Below are 16,585 nucleotides of genomic sequence, written 5' to 3'. Positions count from 1 at the left end.
TGTTACTCCCGCGACCGGCTGGCGCCGGCCCTTCTTGTCCACCCCGTTACGCCGTTCGGGTACGGCGCGACACGTCCCCCTGTTTCCCCAAGGATCGTGGCACCAGCATGACCCTGAGGCGGCGGGAGCCTGTCCCCCGCTTTTCCATGTCCGTTGGTCAATGAAAGGTTAACAGACGCAGCCATCCGATCCTACCACCGTCACAATGGACGCCGCCCGCCGGCCGCGCTATGTGCGGCGCAGCACGAGCGCGGCGCGCGGCGTCGCAGAGCCTTCAAGGAGCCGTCATGTACCAGATGCTGGATCCCGCCACCCTGACCGTCCTTGTCACCGGCGCGACCGCCGGCATCGGCGCCGCGACGGCGCGCCGCTTCGCCCTTGCCGGCGCGCGGGTGATCGGCACCGGGCGGCGGGCCGAGCGGCTGATCGCGCTGCGCGACGAGCTGGGGCCGAACTTCCACCCGCTCGAGGTCGACGTGCGCGACAACGCGGCGCTGACCGCTGCGCTGGAGGGGCTGCCGGAGGCGTTCGCGAAGATCAACGTGGTGTTCGCCAATGCCGGGCTGGCGCTCGGCCTGGAGCCGGCCCACAAGGCCAGCCTCAAGGACTGGGAGGACATGGTCGACACCAACATCAAGGGTCTGCTCTACACCGTGCGGGCGACGCTGCCAGGCATGGTCGAGCGCGGCGAGGGGCATGTGGTGTTCACCGGCTCGGTGGCGGGCGACTATCCCTATCTCGGCGGCAACGCCTATGGCGGGACCAAGGCGTTCGTGAAGCAGTTCGCGCTGAACCTCGTCGCCGACCTCTCCGGCGCCGGGGTGCGCGTCACCAATATCGAGCCGGGCATGGTCGAGACCGAGTTCTCTCTGGTGCGCTTCCACGGCGACGAGGCGCGCTCCAGCGACGTCTATGCCGGGCTCCAGCCGCTGAGCGGCGAGGATATCGCCGAGCAGGTGTTCTTCTGCTGCACGCTGCCGCGGCACGTCGCGATCGACCGGCTGCAGGTGATGCCCACCAGCCAGAGCTTCGCCGGCATGAAAGTCGCCCGCTAGGACGACCGCAGCAGGACGGCGCCGGCGAGCGCCGCGCCCGCCACCACCGCCCAGGCCGGCGCGCGCCACAGGGCGAGCGCCAGATAGGCGAGCAGCGCCAGCGCCAAGGCGCGGGCCGAGGTGAGGCTCGACGTCACCACCGGGTCCCAGAAGGCGGCGCCGAGCAGGCCGACCACGGCCGCGTTGATGCCGGCCATGGCGCGACGGATGCGCGGCTGGCCGGCGAGGCGGCTCCAGAACGGCAGGGCGGCATAGACCAGCAGCGCCGAGGGCAGGAAGATCGCCGCCAGCCCGATCGCGGCGCCGGCGACGCCGTTGGGCGGGCCGGGCATCATCGCCCCGACATAGGCGGCGAAGCTGAACAGCGGGCCGGGCACGGCCTGCACCGCGCCATAGCCGGCGAGGAACGCCTCGCGGGTCAGCCCGCCGGGATGGACGAGCGCGGATTCGATCAGCGGCAGCACCACGTGGCCGCCGCCGAACACCAGCGCGCCGGCACGGTAGAGCGTGTCGAACAGGGTGAGGCCCGCGTCCGCCCCCGCGCGCGCCGCGAGCGGCAGAAGCACCAGCAGCAGCGCGAACAGGGCGAAGGCCGCCAGCGCCGGGACGGAGCCGGGCAGGCGCCCGGATGGCAGGCCCGCCACCTGACCGGGTGTGTCGCCGGAGGGTTTCAGCCAGAGGAGCCCGAGCAGGCCGCCGGCGAGGATGACGCCGATCTGCCCGGCCGCGCCCGGCACCAGCGCCGCACCGGCGGCGGCCAGCAAAGCGAGGGTGCGGCGCTCGCGGTCTGGGCAGAGGTTGCGTGCCATGCCGAGGACGGCGTCGGCGACGATCGCGACGGCGGCGATCTTCAGCCCCGCCAGCCAGCCCGCCGTGCCGTGCCCGCTCGCGTCCGCGCCGGCGACGCCATAGGCGAAGGCGATCATCACCAGCGCCGAGGGAAGCGTGAAGCCGAGCCATGCCGCCGCCATGCCGAGCGGGCCCGCGCGCATCAGCCCGATCGCCATGCCGACCTGGCTGGAGGCCGGGCCGGGCAGGAACTGGCAGAGCGCGACGAGCCCGGCATAGGCCTCCTCGGCCAGCCAGCCGCGCCGGCGTACCAGCTCCTCGCGGAAATAGCCCAGATGCGCCACCGGCCCGCCGAAGGAGGTGAGGCCGAGCTTGAGGAAGACGGCGAACACCTCGCCCGCGCTGCCGGCGTGCACGGGGGAGGCGGTGGTTCCGGGGCGCGTCTCGCTCATGATGCCCCAGCGTTAGCGCGGCACGGGCGGGGATGCATGTGAATTGTCGATGACGGCCGGCGCAAGCCGATGGATCGCGGGCGGCGCGCTACGCCGCGGCGACGGCGGTCGGCATCGCGAGGCCGGCGCGCAGCGTCTCGGCGAGGCGGCGCGCGGCGGGGGAGGCGGCGGGGGCGAGCACCAGCCCGATCTCCATGTCCGGCAGCGCTGGCAGGCCGTCGGAAGGGCCGAGCCGGCGCCATTCCGGCGGTGCGGCGCATTCGGGCAGGGCGGTCACGCACAGCCCGGTCTCGACCGCGGCGTAGATGCCGCCCTGCGAGGAGGAGGTGCAGGCGACGCGCCAGCTCTTTCCCGCCTTGTCGAGCGCGGCGGCGATGTGCGGGCGGGCACGGCAGCCCGTGGGGAACAGGGCAAGGGGCAGCGGGTCGTTGCGCTCGGGCCGGTGGCCGCGCGCGGCCAGCCAGTGCAGTTTCTCGCGCTTCAGCAATTCGCCGGTGGGGCGGGCGAGGTCGCGGGTGAAGAGCGCGACGTCGAGCTGCCCGCGCTCGACTTCCGGCTCGAGGTTCTTGGAGAGGTCGCAGCGGATCGAGATCTCGACCCGCGGATAGGCGGCCGCGAAGCGGGCGATGGTGGGCGTGAAATAGGCGTCGACATAGTCGTCCGGCATGCCGAGCCGGACGCTGCCCTCGGGCGTGCCGCCCTTGAGGTCGGCCAGCGCCTCGCTCTCGAAGGCGAGCAGGCGGCGCGCATGGGCGACCAGCCGCTCGCCGGTCTCGGTCAGCGAAATGCCGCGCCGCGAACGCTCCAGAAGCCGCACGCCGAGATTGTCCTCGAGCTGGGCGATGCGCGCGGAAACCGCCGACTGGGTGCGGCCCACGCGCTCGGCCGCGGCGGTGAAGCCGCCGCTGTCGACGATGGCGATGAGCATGCCGAGCGATTCGGTGTCGAGATGGCGCATGGTCTGGGTCCGGGAGGAGCGAGGTCCTGCAGGCTCGGCGCACCTATATCACTTTTGTCGATACAACCACAAAATAAATTCGCTTTGCCGATTGTCGACGCGGAGCTAACGGTACGACACCTGCCGCCGCCGAAGCAACGCTGCCGGAGCCATCCGTCACCGGCGCACCTTCCGCGCGCGGCCGATCTCATTCGACCTGTCGAGTCCGGCAATGCCTCCGCCTCCCGCTTCCGCCGCGCTAGCCCCGGCCTTCATTCCCGATTCCGCCGCGCCTTCCCTGGCGCGCAGCGAGGAGGCGCTGCTCGGCCAGCAGCGGCGCGAGGCGTTCCTCGCCGTGATCGCGGCGGCGATCTGCATCGGCTTCTCGGCCATCTTCGTGCGCCTGTCCGATGTCGGGCCGGCGGCGATCGGCTTCTGGCGGCTGTTCTTCGCGCTCGGCCCGATGGCCGTCTGGGCGCTGGCGGAGCGGCGCCATGCGAGCCGGCAGCGCACGCCTGCGCGGAGCCTGCCCGCCCGGCTGACGGTGCGCCAGATGGTGCTCGTCGCCGGCGCCGGCGCGTTCTTCGCCGCCGACCTGATCTTCTTCCACATCGCCATGCGCCATACCTCGACGGCGAACGCGCTTCTGCTCGGCAATCTCGCGGTGGTGTTCGTGTTCGTCTTCGGCTGGCTGTGGCTCGGCGAGCGGCCGACGCGCGGGCTGGTGATGGCGATCGCGCTGGCGCTGCCGGGCGCGGCGCTGATCGTAGGCGCCAGCGCGGGCAGCCACGGGACGGTGTCCGGCGGGGCGATCCCCGGGGTCAGCGTGTTCGGCGACAGCCTCGCGCTCAGCGCAGCGACCTGCTACGCCGCCTATATGCTGACGCTGCGGGCGCTGAGGCGCGGCGGCGAGGGGCGCGCCCCGGCGCTCGGCGGGGGCACCGTCGCCCTGCTGTCGAGCGCGGTGGGCGCGGTGGTGTGCCTCACCTTCGCGCTGGCGGCGGGGGAGGTCATCATCCCACAGAGCTTCAAGGGCCTGATGGCGCTGGTGGGGCTCGGCCTGATCGCCCATGCGGCGGGGCAGGGGCTTGCGACCTTCGCCCTCGGTCGGCTGCCGGCGGGGGTGATCTCGGTCGGGCTGCTGCTGCAGATCGTGGTGGGCACCTCGCTCGCGGCGGTGCTGTTCGGGGAAATCCCGTCCATCGGCGTGGTCGCCGGCGGCTCGCTGGTGGTCGCGGGCGTCATCGCCGTGCGTCCCGCGCGCAGGCCGCGCCGGCCGTGAAACGCGCCGCCAAGCTCCCCATCTAGCTCCCCATCTAGCTCCCCAACAAACTCCCGCTTGCGGTCGGCGCCGGTCGGCGCTACGTCCGCGGCGGGTGCTGATGGAGACGGACGATGCAGAACAATCCGTTCGGTGGTGTGATCGAGAATCTGTCGGTCGACGAGGTCAAGGCGGGTATGGACGCCGGGACGATGCTGCTCGTGGATGTGCGCGAGCCGAACGAGGTCGAGGCCGAGAGCATTCCCGGCGCGGTCAACGTGCCGCTTTCGACCTTCGACGTCGCTGCGCTGCCGGATGCCGGCGACAAGATGCTCGTCTTCTCGTGCCGGTCCGGCCAGCGCTCGCAGAAGGCTGCCGCCGCGGCCCAGGCCGCCGGGGTGGACCTCCACCGCCACATGGCCGGTGGCATACTGGCGTGGAAGGAAGCCGGCTTCGAGACCGAGAGGGGCTGAGGGGTCTCCCTCGCCCACAGCTCGACGGGTGCGGCCACCCCCGCCCTGTCAGTCGACGAGCCGGCGGATCACGTCGCCGGTGGCGGCGATGAGGTTGTCGACCTGCGCCTGCGTGGTCGCGGGCGAGGCCAGCATCATGTCGTGGAAGGGCGAGATCAGCACGCCGCGCACCAGCAGGGCGAGGTGGATCGCCGCCTCCAGCGCGGCGAAATGGGCGCCATGCGCTTCCCCGCCATTGATGAGCGGGGCGGGTGCGCGCACCACCTCCACCCGGGCGCCGCAGCGCACGACGTGCCAGGGCAGGCGCGCCTGCGCGATGGCGGCGGCGAGGCCGGCCTCCAGCCGGGTGGCGAGCGCGTCCATGTGGGCGTAGGCCTCGTCGGTGGCGACATGCTCCAGCGTCGCGCGCAGCGCCGCGAGCTGCAGCGGGCTGCCGGACAGAGTCGTGCCCATGCCCGAATGGCCGGACGGCGCACCGGCGCGGGCCGATTCGAGCCGCCCCGCCAGCTCCGCGCTCATGCCCCAGACCGCGGCCGGAATGCCGCCGGCGATCGCCTTGCCGACCACGAACAGGTCCGGCGCGAGGCCATGCGCCCCGGTATAGCCCCCAGGCCCGGTGGAGAGCGTGTGGGTCTCGTCGATCAGCAGCAGGGTGCCGTGGCGGCGGGTGATCTCGCGCAGCCCCTCGTGGAAGCCGGGCTGCGGCAGCACCATGGCGCAGTTGGTCATCACCGGCTCGGTGATGACGCAGGCGACCGTGTTGTCGGCGAGCGCCGTCTCCAGCGCGTCGAGGTCGTTGAACGGCACCACCCGCGCCAGCAGGGTGAGGTCGCGCGGCTCGCCCAGCAGGCCGGGCCGGTTGGTGACGCGCCCATTGGCGCTTATGCCGACGAAGGTCTCGTCCACCGCGCCGTGATAGGCGCCGTCGAAGACTAGGATGCGCGGCCGGCCGGTCACCGCGCGCGCCACCCGCAGGGCGAAGCGGTTGGCATCGCTGGCGGTGGTGGCGACCTGCCAGGAGGGCAGGCCGAAGCGGGCGCTGAGCAGCTCGCCGACCGCCGCCGCGTCGGGGCTCGGCAGCATGGTGGCGAGCCCGCGCCGCGCCTGCCGGCTCACCGCCTCGGCGACCGGCGGCGGGCCGTGGCCGAACAGCGCGGCGGTGTCGCCGAGGCAGAAATCGTCATAGCCGTGGCCGTCGACGTCGGTGAGGCGGGCGCCCGTCGCCTCCGCCACCACCAGCGGCACTGGGGTCGACCAGTCGACCATCCAGTGCATCGGCACGCCCTGGAACAGGTGCGCCGCGGCGCCGGCGGCCGCCCGCGTCTTCGGTCGGGTGCCGAGATAGAGCGCCTCCGCCTCCGAGCGCAGCGCGGCGACGCGTGCCGGGGAGACGCCCGATCGTTCGGCCAGGGAGGTTACGACGTCCATCTCACCGCCATCCGCGATTATGCGCCGGGCCTCGCCATCTAAGCACGTTTCGCCGGGTGGGGGCAGGAGCAGGGAGCCGGAGCGGGGGGAGTGGCGGCGGGATCAGACCCGGCATAGCCGGGCCTCGCGGCCCGCCCGGCTCAGGCGACCCAGCCGCGGCGCTTCAGCTCGGCATAGGTCTGGTCGAGGGTGCGGCGGGCGCGGGCGATCAGCTCGTCGCACTCGCCATGCGAGATGACCAGCGGCGGGGCGATGATCAGCCGGTCGCGCACGGCGCGCATGACGAGGTTGTTGGCGAAGGAGAAGTCGCGGGCGAGGGTGCCGACCTTGCCGACATCGGGGAAGCTGGTGCGCCCGACCTTGTCCGGCGTGAGCTCGAGCGCCCCGACGAGGCCGACCATCGGCGCCTCGCCGACCAGCGGGTGCTCGGCGAGGGCGCTCCAGCGGGCCTTGAGATAGGGGCCGACATTCTCGGCCACGCGCTCCACCAGCTTCTCGCGCTGCATGATGGCGAGGTTGGCGAGCGCCGCCGCGCAGGCCGCCGGATGGCCGGAATAGGTGTAGCCGTGGTTGAAGTCGCCCCCCTCCATCAGCACCTCGGCGACCTTGTCGGCCACCATCACCCCGCCGAGCGGCATGTAGCCCGAGGTGATGCCCTTGGCCATGACGAGGATGTCGGGGTGGGTATGGTAGGTCTCGCAGCCGAACCACTGGCCGGTGCGGCCGAAGCCGCAGATGACCTCGTCCGAGACGAACAGGATGTCGCGCTCGCGGCAGATGCGGGCGATCTCCGGCCAGTAGGTGATGGGCGGGATGATGACCCCGCCCGCGCCCTGGATCGGCTCGGCGATGAAGGCGGCGATGCGGTCCTCGCCCATGGCGTCGATGACGCTCTCCAGCGCCCGCGCGGTGCGGATGCCGAACTCCTCCATGGTCTCGCCCTGGCGCGCCTCGCCCCACCAATAGGGCTGGGCGATGTGGACGATGTCGGGGATCGGCAGGCCGCCCTGCTCGTGCATCGGCGCCATGCCGCCGAGGCTTGCCGCGCCGACGGTCGAGCCGTGATAGGCGTTGCGCCGGGAGATGATGACCTTCTTTTGCGGCTTCTCGCGGATGTCGAAATAGCGCCGGACGAGGCGGATCACCGTGTCGTTGGATTCCGAGCCGGAGCCGGTGAAGAACACCCGGTTGAACTGCGGCGGGGTCAGCTCGGCGAGCTTGGCCGAAAGCTCGATCGCCGGCTGGTGGGTGGTCTTGAAGAAGGTGTTATAGTAAGGTAGCTCGCGCATCTGGGCGGCGACCGCGTCGACGATCTCCTCGCGCCCGTAGCCGACATTGACGCACCACAGTCCCGACATGCCGTCGAGGATGCGGTTGCCCTCCGAATCCGTGAGCCACACCCCGTCGGCGCGGGTGATGATGCGCGAGCCTTCCGCGTTCAGCGCCTTCATGTCGCTGAAGGGGTGGAGATGGTGCGCGGCGTCGAGCGCGCGCAGTTCGGCGGTGGACTTGGGCTGCGGCATGGTGGACCCGTTGGCGTGTCGTCCCGGCGGTATCGGCGTCGCCCGGCACAGGGAAAGCGACCTGCACAATGTGATCACATTTTTCGTGCGTCAAGCCGGTCGGCATGGCACAAGGGAGGGTCACGGCAGCGACGGCTTGACCGCCGGCCCGTCGCCATGACCAAATCGACGGACGGACATCGACCAGGTGGATCATGCCAGTGCCTGACGTCGCGGCGGCTGCCGCGACCGCTGAAAGCCGGAGCGAGCCTTCACCCGCGCTATCCGGCACCGCTTCGGCGGCGGCTCTCGCGGGCGACGAATTCGCGGCCCATGTCGCCGCGCACGGCGTGCCCGACATCGTCGAGGTGCTGCTGCCCGACACCCACGGCGTGCTGCGCGGCAAATGGATTCCCGGCGCGGCGGGGGGCAAGATCTGGAGCGACGGCGTCGCGATCCCGCTGTCCATCTTCGGGCTCGACGTGTGGGGCCGCGAGGTCGAGGAGACCGGCATCCATATCGAGACCGGCGACCGCGACGGCATCTGCCGGCCGGTTCCCGGCACGCTGAAGCCGGTGCCCTGGGCGCCGCGCCCCTCGGCGCAGGTCATGCTCACCATGTACGAGCCGGACGAGCGCGGCGGCGAGCTGCCCTGGGAGCTCGACCCGCGCCACAAGCTCGCCCGCCAGGTCGAGAGGCTGGCCGCGCGCGGGCTGCACCCCTGCGTCGCCTTCGAGCTCGAATTCTACCTGATGAAGCCGGCCCCGGGCCCGGGCGGGCTGCCGGAGCCGGTGTTCCCCGCCTCGCCGCACGGCCCGGCGCGGCAGAACATGTATTCGATGTCGGACCTCGATGCCTATGCCGGCCTGCTGCACGAGGTCCGCCAGGCGGCGGCGGTGCAGGGCCTGCCGGCCGACACGGTGATCTCCGAGGCGGCGCCCGGCCAGTACGAGGTGAACCTCTATCACCGCACCGACGCGATGGCCGCGGCGGACGACGCCATCCTGCTGCGGCGGCTGATCGACGGAGTGGCGCGCCAGCACGGGCTGCGCGCCAGCTTCATGGCCAAGCCGTTCCTGGAATTCGCCGGTTCGGGCATGCATGTGCATGTGAGCCTCGCGGACGGGGCCGGCGGCAACGCCTTCGGCGCCGGCGAGGAGGGCGAGGCGCTGCTGCGCCACGCGGCGGCGGGGCTGCTCGCCACCATGGCGCCGACCGCCGTGCTCTACGTGCCGAGCTATAACGGCTTCCGCCGGCTGGTGCCCGGCAGCTATGCGCCGACCGGCATCTCCTGGGGCTACGACAACCGCTCGGTGGCGGTGCGCGTGCCCAACGGGCCGGCCAAGGCGCGCCGGCTGGAGCACCGCATCGCCGGCGCCGACGCCCATCCCCACCTCGTGCTGGCGGCGATCCTCGCCGGCATGCTGGAGGGGATCGAGAACGCGATGGAGCCGCCCGCGCCGCTGAGCGGCAACGCCTACGAGGCCGAAGCCCCGCTTCTGACCTACGACATGGGCGAGGCGGTGCACGACTTCGCCGCATCGGACTTCGTGGCCCGCGCCTTCGGAGCGGAATACCAGCGGGTCTATGCGGTGATGAAGGAGGCGGAGCGTGCGGCGTTCGAGCGTCGCATCAGTACGCTGGAGTACGAGACTTATTTGTGAGCGCGACCAAGACTTGGGCACAACGTCTTGAGCGCGTCGCGGCGACGCACTAGCCTGAGTACTCGGCCACTTCTACCCAATGCCCGATAGGCCACTCAACTCGATCTTCCAAGGAGAACAGGATGTCCCGCCTCCTCGCGACAATCGCGGCCGGATTTCTGGCGGCGCTGGCGGTTACGCCGGCTTCCGCGCAGGAAAAGGTCGTGAACGTCTATAACTGGTCCGACTATATCGACGAGTCGGTACTGGAGGAGTTCACGAAGGAAACCGGCATCAAGGTCCGCTACGACGTCTTCGATTCCAACGAGGTGCTGGAGACCAAGCTTCTCGGCGGCAAGACCGGCTATGACGTGGTTGTGCCCACCGGCTCCTTCCTGCAGCGCCAGATCCAGGCCGGCGTGTTCATGAAGCTGGACAAGGAGAAGCTGCCGAACATCCAGTACCAGTGGCCGATGATCTCCGATCGTCTCGCCGTCTACGATCCCGGCAACGAATATGCCGTGAACTACATGTGGGGCACGACCGGCATCGGCATCAATGTCGACAAGGTCAAGGAGCGCCTCGGCGCCGACACGCCGCTGAACTCCTGGGACCTGATCTTCAAGCCGGAGCTGCTCGGCAAGCTCGCCGATTGCGGCGTCTACATGCTGGACGGGCCGGAGGAGATCATCCCGACCGCGCTGCGCTATCTGGGCAAGGACCCGAACTCCAAGGACCCCAAGGACATCGAGGCCGCCGGCAAGCTGCTGGCGCCGATCCGCAAATACATCAAGAAGTTCGACTCGTCGGGCTACATCAACGCGCTGGCGGGTGGTGACATCTGCATTGCCACCGGCTGGTCGGGCGACGTGTTCCAGGCCAAGGCGCGCGCCGAGGAAGCCGCCGAGAAGACCGGCAAGGAGCCGATCCGCATCGACTACATCATCCCGAAGGAAGGGGCGCTGATGTGGTTCGACAACTTCGCGATCCCGAAGGATGCCCCGCATCCGGACGAGGCACTGGCCTTCATCAACTTCATGATGAAGCCGGAGATCGCGGCGAAGAACTCGAACTACATCGCCTATGCCAGCGGCAGCCTCGGGGCGCAGAAGTTCATCGACAAGGAAGTGCTCGACAATCCCGCGATCTACCCGGACAAGGAGACGCAGGAGAAGCTCTTCACCGTCACCACCTATCCGCAGAAGGTTCAGCGCGTGGTCACCCGCACCTGGACCAACTTCAAGCGCGGCAAGTGAGCCATAGGTGAACGACGCCTAATCGCCCCGGCGGCCTGTGTGCCGCCGGGAGCGCGACCAGCAAGGCCGGACCCCGCGTCCGGCCTTTTTCATATGGCGACGGGCGCGAAAGGAGGCCGGCCATGTTCTCGCACGTCCATGTCGGCGTGAGCGACCTCGAGCGCGCGCTCGCCTTCTACCGCCCGCTGATGGAGGCGCTCGGCCTCGTCCTCAAATTCGACGACCGCGAGCGCGGCTGGGCCGGCTGGAAGCGGCCGGAGGCGGACCGTCCGCTGTTCGTCGTCGGGCGACCGCATGAGGGCGCGCACGACCCGGGCAACGGGCAGATGGTGGCGTTCGAGGTGACGAGCCGCGCCGAGGTCGACCGCTGGCACGCGCTGGCGCTGGAGCTCGGCGGGCGCTGCGAGGGCGCGCCGGGCCTGCGCCCGCACTACCACACTGACTATTACGGCGCCTATCTGCGCGACCCGGACGGCAACAAGCTGTGCGTGTGCTGCCACGCGCCCGAGGGACGAGATCAGTCCCGCCAGCGCTTGTAGAACCAGGTCCACTGTTCGGGATTCTCGCGCACCCAACCCTCGACCACCGAGGTGATCATCTGCATCGAGCCGTCGACGTCGATTTTGCCGTCGGCGTCGCGCGGCAGGTTCAGCGGCGGGGTGCACTGGATGCGGAAGCGCCCCTTGGGCAGGCGGATCACGCGCACGCCATGCACCGGGCATTCATAGAGCCGGGCGAGGCGGGCGATGGTCGGGTTGGACGAGCACGGGCGGCCGAAGAACTCCACCTGCGGCCCGCCGCGCCGCGCCTGGTCGACCAGAATGCCCAGATGCTTGCCCTGGTCGAGCACGGCGGCGAGTTCGAACACCGCCACATGCGAGGCGGCGACGAGGTTGCCCATCACCCGCGAGCGGGCCTCGAACAGCAGGTCGGCGAAGAAGGAGTTGTCCGGCGCGCGGAACAGCACCGCGCTGTCGAGCCCCTGGGCGGCGGCGGCGATGGCCGGCAGCTCCCAATTGGCGAGGTGGGCGGTGAAGACCAGCGCCGGCTTGCCGTCCGTGCGCATGGCGACGAAGTTCGACACGCCGGTGGTCTCGATCCGGCTCTTGGCCGGCTCCCACATATTGTACTGCCAGATGCGGTCGAGATGGACGAACTCGCCCGCCATGCGGCCGAGATTGTCCCACATGCCGCGTGCGATCGCCTTCCGCTCGGCCTCGCTCTTCTCGGGGAAGGCGAGGGCGAGGTTCCTCAGCGCGATGCGCTGGATCGAGGTGAAGGGGCCGATGCGGCGGGCCCAGAAGCCGCCGACCCAGGAGGCGAAGCGGGGGCTCTGCAGCCGCATCAGCCGCATGAGCGCCCACACCGAGGCCGAGAGCGCGCCGTCGCGCACCCGCGTGGTCCAGGGCAGGCTGATGCGGTCGTTGCTAGCCATCAGGCATTATCAGAAGCGGATGACGACCTTGCCGAACACGCGCCGGGTCTCCAGCCGCTCCAGCCCCTTGCCGAAATCCTCCAGCGCGAATTCCGAATCGATGACCGGCATGACGCCGCGCGCCATGCGCTTCAGCCCGTCGGCGATCGCGCGCATCGGCGCGCCGAACGAGCCGATGATGCGGTACTGGCGCTGGAAGAGCTGCATCAGGTTCATGTTCACAGACACGCCCGAGGTCGAGCCGCAGGTGACGAGCCGCCCGCCCGGCCGCATGGAGAGCAGCGAGCCGTTCCAGGTCTCGGCGCCGACATGCTCGAACACGACGTCGACGCCCTTCTTCTTGGTGATCTTGCGGACCTCGTGCTCGAAGCGGTCGGTCTTGTAGTTGATGACGTGGTCGGCGCCGAGCGCCAGCGCCTTGGCGCATTTCTCGTCGTCGCCGGCGGTGGTGATGACGGTGCAGCCGATCTCCTTCGCCATGCGGATCGCCGCCGTGCCGATCCCTGAGCCGGCCGCATGCACCAGCACGGTCTCGCCGGGCTCGAGCTGGGCATTGTCGAACAGCATGTGCTCGACGGTGGAGAAGGTGACGGGCGCGCAGGCGGCGTCGACCCAGGAGATGCCGTCCGGGATCGGGATGCACAGGCGCTCGGAAATGTTGAGCTGGTCGCGGGCGAAGCCGTCGACGTGGAAGCCCATCACGCCGGCGACGTTCTCGCACAGATTGTCGCGGCCCTGCTTGCACATGCGGCACTGGCCGCAGGTCAGCGCGCCATACATGGCGACGCGCGAGCCGGGCTTGAAGCGGGTCACGCCCTCGCCGGTGGCGATGACCTCGCCGACCGCCTCGGCGCCGACCACGAGCGGCATCTTGCGCTTGGCGAAGGCCATGCCGCGCCAGCCCCACACGTCGATGTGGTTGAGCGCGAGCGCCTTGATCGAGACCTGCACCTCGCCCGGTGTCGGCGCTTCCGGCGCGGGAAGGTCGGCAAGGATCAGTTCGCGGTCCGAGACCAGTTGCAGCGCGCGCATGACAAACTCCGATGAACGCGGGCGGCGCCGCCGGCCTCGCTCCCGAACCGGTCGGGCGAAGCGGGCAGGCGATGCCGCTCGCGGAAAGATGTGGGTGGATATCGAAATCGGCGCGCAAAGGCTAGTGCGGCGGCACGCCCGTCAGCGGCCCGAATGTCGCGCATGCGATGAGAGCGTCGGCCGCGTGGCCCGCGCGAGGCCCATCCGGGGGGAGGGCAGCGCCCCGCGTGCCGGAAGACGGCGCACGGGGAGGCGGCGCCGATCGCTCAGGCCGGCTCGCCGGTGAGCACCAGGGCGACGTTCTGCCCGCCGAAGCCGAAGGAGTTCGACATGACGCGCTTCACCTGCGCGTCGCGCGCCACGTTGGGCACCACGTCGAGCGGGATCGCCGGGTCCGGGACCTCGTAGTTGATGGTCGGCGGGATGCGCCCGTTCTGGATCGTCAGCAGCGAGAACACCGCCTCGATCGCGCCGGCGGCGGTCAGCGTGTGGCCGATCATCGACTTGTTGGAGGAAAGCGGGATGTCGGGCAGCCGCTCGCCGAACACCGCGCTCATGCCGGTGAACTCCATGCGGTCGTTCTCGGGCGTCGAGGTGCCGTGGGCGTTGATGTAGTCGATGTCGTCCGGGCCCACGCCGGCATCGGCGAGCGCGGAGCGCATGCAGCCGATCACCGGCTTGGCGTCCGGCGAGGAGCGGGTGCGGTGGAAGCTATCGGCCATCTCGCCGCAGCCCTCCAGCACGCCGAGGATCTTCGCCCCGCGCGCCATGGCGTGCTCGAGGCTCTCCAGCACCAGCGCGCCGGCGCCCTCGGCGATGATGAAGCCGTCGCGGTTCTTGGAGAACGGGCGCGAGGCGGCCTCGGGCCGCTCGTTGTTGGTCGAGAGGGCGGAGAGCAGCGAGAAGCGGATCAGCGCCTCGGCCGTCACCGAGCCGTCGGTGGCGATGGAGAGCGCCGCGTCGCAGTCACCGCGCCGGATCGCCTCGACGCCGAGCTGGATCGAGGTGTTGCCCGAGGCGCAGGCGGTCGAGAGCGAGATCGGCTGGCCCCGCGTGCCGAAGCGGTCGGCGAGGTGGTCGGCGATCGAGCCGTAGAGGAAGCGCTCGTGCCAGGCGTCGTGGCCGTGGGTCTCGGCGGCGCGCAGCAGGTCGTCATAGGTGATCGGGCCGTTGGCGACCGATTCCTGGGCGAGGATGCGGCGCTGCGGCCATTCCAGCTCGATCGGCGGCACGGCGCAGAACAGCGGGCCGGGGAAGTCGCCCTTCGAGCCGATGCCGGACTGGGCGACGGCCTCCTCGGCCGACAGGGCGGCGAGCTCCTCCGACAGGTCCGGCGCGGTGCGCCCGCTGTCAGGCAGGAAGTCGACCGTGCCGGCGATGGTGGTGCGCATCGCGTCGATCGGGAAGCGGGTGATGCGGTGGATGCCCGACTGGCCGGAGGTCAGCTTGGCCCAGTTGTCTTCTTTGCCCTGGCCGAGCGAGGTCACCATGCCCATGCCGGTGACGACAACGATCGGCCGTCCGGCCTTGTCGGTATAGGAAGCCATGATCTGCTCCTGGGAAGCGATGTGCTTCCGCATATGGGGTCAGTCGGCGCGCTCCACCAGCGCGACACCTTCCCCACGCCAATGCCCCACCGCGGTTACGATGGCACGCGACAGCGGGCCGTCGAAAGGCTTTTCCATCGGCTCGCCGGCGAGCGGGGCGAAAAGCCGCCCTTCGGAGACCGACAGCGCGGCCAGCGCCAGCGCCACCGGCATCTGCGCCTCCAGCCCGTGGCCGACGCGGTCGGTGACGGAGCGCACCGGAAGGCCGGACTTCTCCAGCACCGCGACCTCGGCCCGGGTCGGGTCCGGCGCGCCGCTGGCGGCGGAAAGGATGGCGGTCTGCGCGTCCTCGCCGGTGTCGCCCGCCGCCCGCGCGGCGTCGACCAGCATACCGAGCACCTTCTCGACCGCACCGGGCTCGCCGCGCTTCGCCCGGTCCGACCAGACGCCGGACAGCTTGACGATCGGCCTGGCGCCGCGGGCGGTGGCGTGCTCGGGCGATTCCAGCACCAGGAAGGCACCGGCGGAGCCGGTCGGCACGCCCTTCGGTTCGGTCAGCACCGGCGCCCAGGGCGCGTGCATGGCGAGGCGCTTCAGCGCGTAGAGCAGCAGCATGTCGCGCCGCTCGGCATTGTAGGCGCCGCCCACCAGGGCGATCTCGCTGGTGCCCGCGGCGATGCGCGAGAAGCCGATGCGCACCGCGTCGGTACCCGAGCTTTCCTCGCCCATGAAGGTGCGCGAGGAGCCGGTGACGCCGTGGACGATCGAGATGTTGCCGGCGAGCAGGTTGGAAAGCTGGGCGAGGAACAGCGTCGGGCGCAGGTTGGACTGGAGCTGTTCGTTGAGGAACACGTCCGGTGCCGCCTGGTTCTCGATCTCGGTGAGGATGGCGCCGTCGACCGCCTGGTCGCGCTCGCCGCCGCCCGCCGCGACCACCATGTCGGTGGCGCCGAGGATCTCCTTGTTGCCCTTGAGGCCGGCCGAATCCAGCGCCAGCCCGGCCGCATAGGTGCCGATGCGCTGCCACGGCTCCATCTGCCGCTGGTCGCCCTTCTTGGGGATCTGCTGGTCGAAGTTCACGCTCGCCAGCGGATGCACCACGTAGGGCGCGAAGCGGGTCTCGTCGATGACGGGACGGGAGCCGTCGTTCAGCGCCGACCAATGGGCTTCCAGGCCTTCACCGAGCGACGAGACGAGCCCGATGCCGGTGATCCACACCTCGCGGCGGTCAGACATTCGTGAGATTTCCTGCACTTGCCGGGGCCGCGGAGCCGACATCGGCCGGCGCGCCCATGGGCATGCCGATACGCTCGGCGGTTTGCAGCAGATAGCCGCGCAGCTCCGGCGCCGGGAAGGGCATGGTCTTCAGCGTCACTTCCGCGTTGCAGACCAGCTTGCCCTCGATCTGCCCGGCGGCCTTGAGCCGGGCGAAACCGGAGCCGTCATGGACCATCTCGGCATGCACCTCGATGGTCTGGCCGGGCGTGACGAAGGTGCGCAGCTTGCCCTTGTCGACCGAGGCGAGGAACGCCATGCGGTCGTAATTGTGCAGGCGCAGAAGGAGCATGCCGCAGGTCTGCGCCATGATTTCGAACAGCAGCACGCCGGGCAGCAGGGGATGGCCGGGGAAATGCCCCTCGAAGATCGGACTTTGATCCGGCACGATATTGGCCGTTTTCAGCGTGCGGGCCTCGAGATCGAGTGCCAGCACCTTGTCGACCATCTGGAAATATTCGAGCCGCATGAGCCGTCCTGCTTAACCCTCGCTCCGCCTG

General features: G+C 70.4%; 15 protein-coding genes. 6 read left to right on the top strand and 9 right to left on the bottom strand.

The window, feature by feature from the left end; genetic code table 11:
- Positions 1-287 precede the first annotated feature (287 nt).
- Positions 288-1,055 (top strand): SDR family NAD(P)-dependent oxidoreductase, encoded by a 768-nt coding sequence (locus NVS89_RS14675; protein WP_258733501.1) that lies wholly within the window; start codon positions 288-290, stop codon positions 1,053-1,055.
- Here NVS89_RS14675 and chrA read toward each other — a convergent pair.
- Both chrA and NVS89_RS14665 read right to left on the bottom strand, forming a co-directional pair.
- Positions 1,052-2,296, bottom strand: a complete 1,245-nt coding sequence (gene chrA / locus NVS89_RS14670) for a chromate efflux transporter (RefSeq protein ID WP_258733500.1) — start codon at positions 2,294-2,296, stop codon at positions 1,052-1,054. The two genes, NVS89_RS14675 and chrA, sit on opposite strands and share 4 nt — an antisense overlap.
- A gap of 88 nt (positions 2,297-2,384) precedes the next feature.
- Positions 2,385-3,254, bottom strand: coding sequence for a LysR substrate-binding domain-containing protein (locus NVS89_RS14665; RefSeq protein WP_258733499.1), 870 nt, complete (start codon positions 3,252-3,254; stop codon positions 2,385-2,387).
- A gap of 211 nt (positions 3,255-3,465) precedes the next feature.
- On the opposite strand from NVS89_RS14665, the gene NVS89_RS14660 reads away from it, so the two are divergent.
- Positions 3,466-4,515, top strand: coding sequence for a DMT family transporter (locus tag NVS89_RS14660; protein WP_258733498.1), 1,050 nt, complete (start codon positions 3,466-3,468; stop codon positions 4,513-4,515).
- Between the two features lie 113 nt (positions 4,516-4,628).
- Positions 4,629-4,967, top strand: coding sequence for a rhodanese-like domain-containing protein (locus NVS89_RS14655; RefSeq protein ID WP_258733497.1), 339 nt, complete (start codon positions 4,629-4,631; stop codon positions 4,965-4,967).
- Positions 4,968-5,015: 48 nt separating this feature from the next.
- On the opposite strand, the gene NVS89_RS14650 is transcribed toward NVS89_RS14655, so the two are convergent.
- Both NVS89_RS14650 and NVS89_RS14645 read right to left on the bottom strand, forming a co-directional pair.
- Entirely contained in the window at positions 5,016-6,395 is a 1,380-nt protein-coding gene (locus NVS89_RS14650; protein ID WP_258733496.1) for an aspartate aminotransferase family protein, read from the bottom strand.
- 140 nt (positions 6,396-6,535) lie between these two features.
- Positions 6,536-7,918, bottom strand: a complete 1,383-nt coding sequence (locus NVS89_RS14645; protein ID WP_258733495.1) for an aspartate aminotransferase family protein — start codon at positions 7,916-7,918, stop codon at positions 6,536-6,538.
- 194 nt (positions 7,919-8,112) lie between these two features.
- Between NVS89_RS14645 and NVS89_RS14640 the strand changes: the two genes are divergently transcribed.
- From NVS89_RS14640 to NVS89_RS14630, 3 genes are all read left to right on the top strand, one after another.
- A complete protein-coding gene (locus NVS89_RS14640) occupies positions 8,113-9,561 on the top strand; it encodes a glutamine synthetase family protein (protein WP_258733494.1) in 1,449 nt (482 codons plus the stop codon).
- Positions 9,562-9,683: 122 nt separating this feature from the next.
- Entirely contained in the window at positions 9,684-10,796 is a 1,113-nt protein-coding gene (locus tag NVS89_RS14635) for a polyamine ABC transporter substrate-binding protein (protein WP_258733493.1), read from the top strand.
- A 122-nt stretch (positions 10,797-10,918) separates the two neighbouring features.
- Positions 10,919-11,335, top strand: coding sequence for a VOC family protein (locus tag NVS89_RS14630; RefSeq protein ID WP_258733492.1), 417 nt, complete (start codon positions 10,919-10,921; stop codon positions 11,333-11,335).
- Here the strand turns inward: NVS89_RS14630 and NVS89_RS14625 are convergent.
- From NVS89_RS14625 to NVS89_RS14605, 5 genes are all read right to left on the bottom strand, one after another.
- Entirely contained in the window at positions 11,314-12,231 is a 918-nt protein-coding gene (locus NVS89_RS14625) for a lipid A biosynthesis lauroyl acyltransferase (RefSeq protein ID WP_258733491.1), read from the bottom strand. The genes NVS89_RS14630 and NVS89_RS14625 overlap by 22 nt on opposite strands.
- A gap of 9 nt (positions 12,232-12,240) precedes the next feature.
- On the bottom strand, positions 12,241-13,263 hold the full coding sequence (locus tag NVS89_RS14620; protein WP_258733490.1) for a zinc-binding dehydrogenase: 1,023 nt from the start codon (positions 13,261-13,263) through the stop codon (positions 12,241-12,243).
- A gap of 266 nt (positions 13,264-13,529) precedes the next feature.
- The gene (locus NVS89_RS14615; protein WP_258733489.1) at positions 13,530-14,810 is read right to left on the bottom strand and encodes a beta-ketoacyl-ACP synthase; all 1,281 of its coding nucleotides are present in this window, start codon (positions 14,808-14,810) and stop codon (positions 13,530-13,532) included.
- Between the two features lie 39 nt (positions 14,811-14,849).
- On the bottom strand, positions 14,850-16,046 hold the full coding sequence (locus NVS89_RS14610) for a beta-ketoacyl-ACP synthase (RefSeq protein WP_258733488.1): 1,197 nt from the start codon (positions 16,044-16,046) through the stop codon (positions 14,850-14,852).
- Positions 16,039-16,554 carry a 3-hydroxyacyl-ACP dehydratase FabZ family protein gene (locus NVS89_RS14605; protein WP_258733487.1) on the bottom strand — a complete coding sequence of 172 codons (516 nt, stop codon included), beginning with the start codon at positions 16,552-16,554 and terminating at the stop codon, positions 16,039-16,041. The genes NVS89_RS14610 and NVS89_RS14605 overlap by 8 nt, the downstream gene beginning before the upstream one ends.
- Positions 16,555-16,585 lie beyond the last annotated feature (31 nt).

Origin of the sequence: Ancylobacter mangrovi, assembly GCF_024752355.1 — a bacterium.
Taxonomy (GTDB): Bacteria; Pseudomonadota; Alphaproteobacteria; order Rhizobiales; family Xanthobacteraceae; genus Ancylobacter; species Ancylobacter mangrovi.
The sequence above is the reverse complement of the archived record's forward strand: the minus strand, read 5'-3'. Positions and strand labels throughout refer to the sequence as shown.

Bases quoted from the DNA above. Each gene is read 5' to 3' on its own strand.
- NVS89_RS14675 (WP_258733501.1), top strand. From the start codon at position 288: ATGTACCAGATGCTGGATCCCGCCACCCTGACCGTCCTTGTCACCGGC.
- chrA (WP_258733500.1), bottom strand. From the start codon at position 2,296: ATGAGCGAGACGCGCCCCGGAACCACCGCCTCCCCCGTGCACGCCGGC.
- NVS89_RS14665 (WP_258733499.1), bottom strand. From the start codon at position 3,254: ATGCGCCATCTCGACACCGAATCGCTCGGCATGCTCATCGCCATCGTC.
- NVS89_RS14660 (WP_258733498.1), top strand. From the start codon at position 3,466: ATGCCTCCGCCTCCCGCTTCCGCCGCGCTAGCCCCGGCCTTCATTCCC.
- NVS89_RS14655 (WP_258733497.1), top strand. From the start codon at position 4,629: ATGCAGAACAATCCGTTCGGTGGTGTGATCGAGAATCTGTCGGTCGAC.
- NVS89_RS14650 (WP_258733496.1), bottom strand. From the start codon at position 6,395: ATGGACGTCGTAACCTCCCTGGCCGAACGATCGGGCGTCTCCCCGGCA.
- NVS89_RS14645 (WP_258733495.1), bottom strand. From the start codon at position 7,918: ATGCCGCAGCCCAAGTCCACCGCCGAACTGCGCGCGCTCGACGCCGCG.
- NVS89_RS14640 (WP_258733494.1), top strand. From the start codon at position 8,113: ATGCCAGTGCCTGACGTCGCGGCGGCTGCCGCGACCGCTGAAAGCCGG.
- NVS89_RS14635 (WP_258733493.1), top strand. From the start codon at position 9,684: ATGTCCCGCCTCCTCGCGACAATCGCGGCCGGATTTCTGGCGGCGCTG.
- NVS89_RS14630 (WP_258733492.1), top strand. From the start codon at position 10,919: ATGTTCTCGCACGTCCATGTCGGCGTGAGCGACCTCGAGCGCGCGCTC.
- NVS89_RS14625 (WP_258733491.1), bottom strand. From the start codon at position 12,231: ATGGCTAGCAACGACCGCATCAGCCTGCCCTGGACCACGCGGGTGCGC.
- NVS89_RS14620 (WP_258733490.1), bottom strand. From the start codon at position 13,263: ATGCGCGCGCTGCAACTGGTCTCGGACCGCGAACTGATCCTTGCCGAC.
- NVS89_RS14615 (WP_258733489.1), bottom strand. From the start codon at position 14,810: ATGGCTTCCTATACCGACAAGGCCGGACGGCCGATCGTTGTCGTCACC.
- NVS89_RS14610 (WP_258733488.1), bottom strand. From the start codon at position 16,046: ATGTCTGACCGCCGCGAGGTGTGGATCACCGGCATCGGGCTCGTCTCG.
- NVS89_RS14605 (WP_258733487.1), bottom strand. From the start codon at position 16,554: ATGCGGCTCGAATATTTCCAGATGGTCGACAAGGTGCTGGCACTCGAT.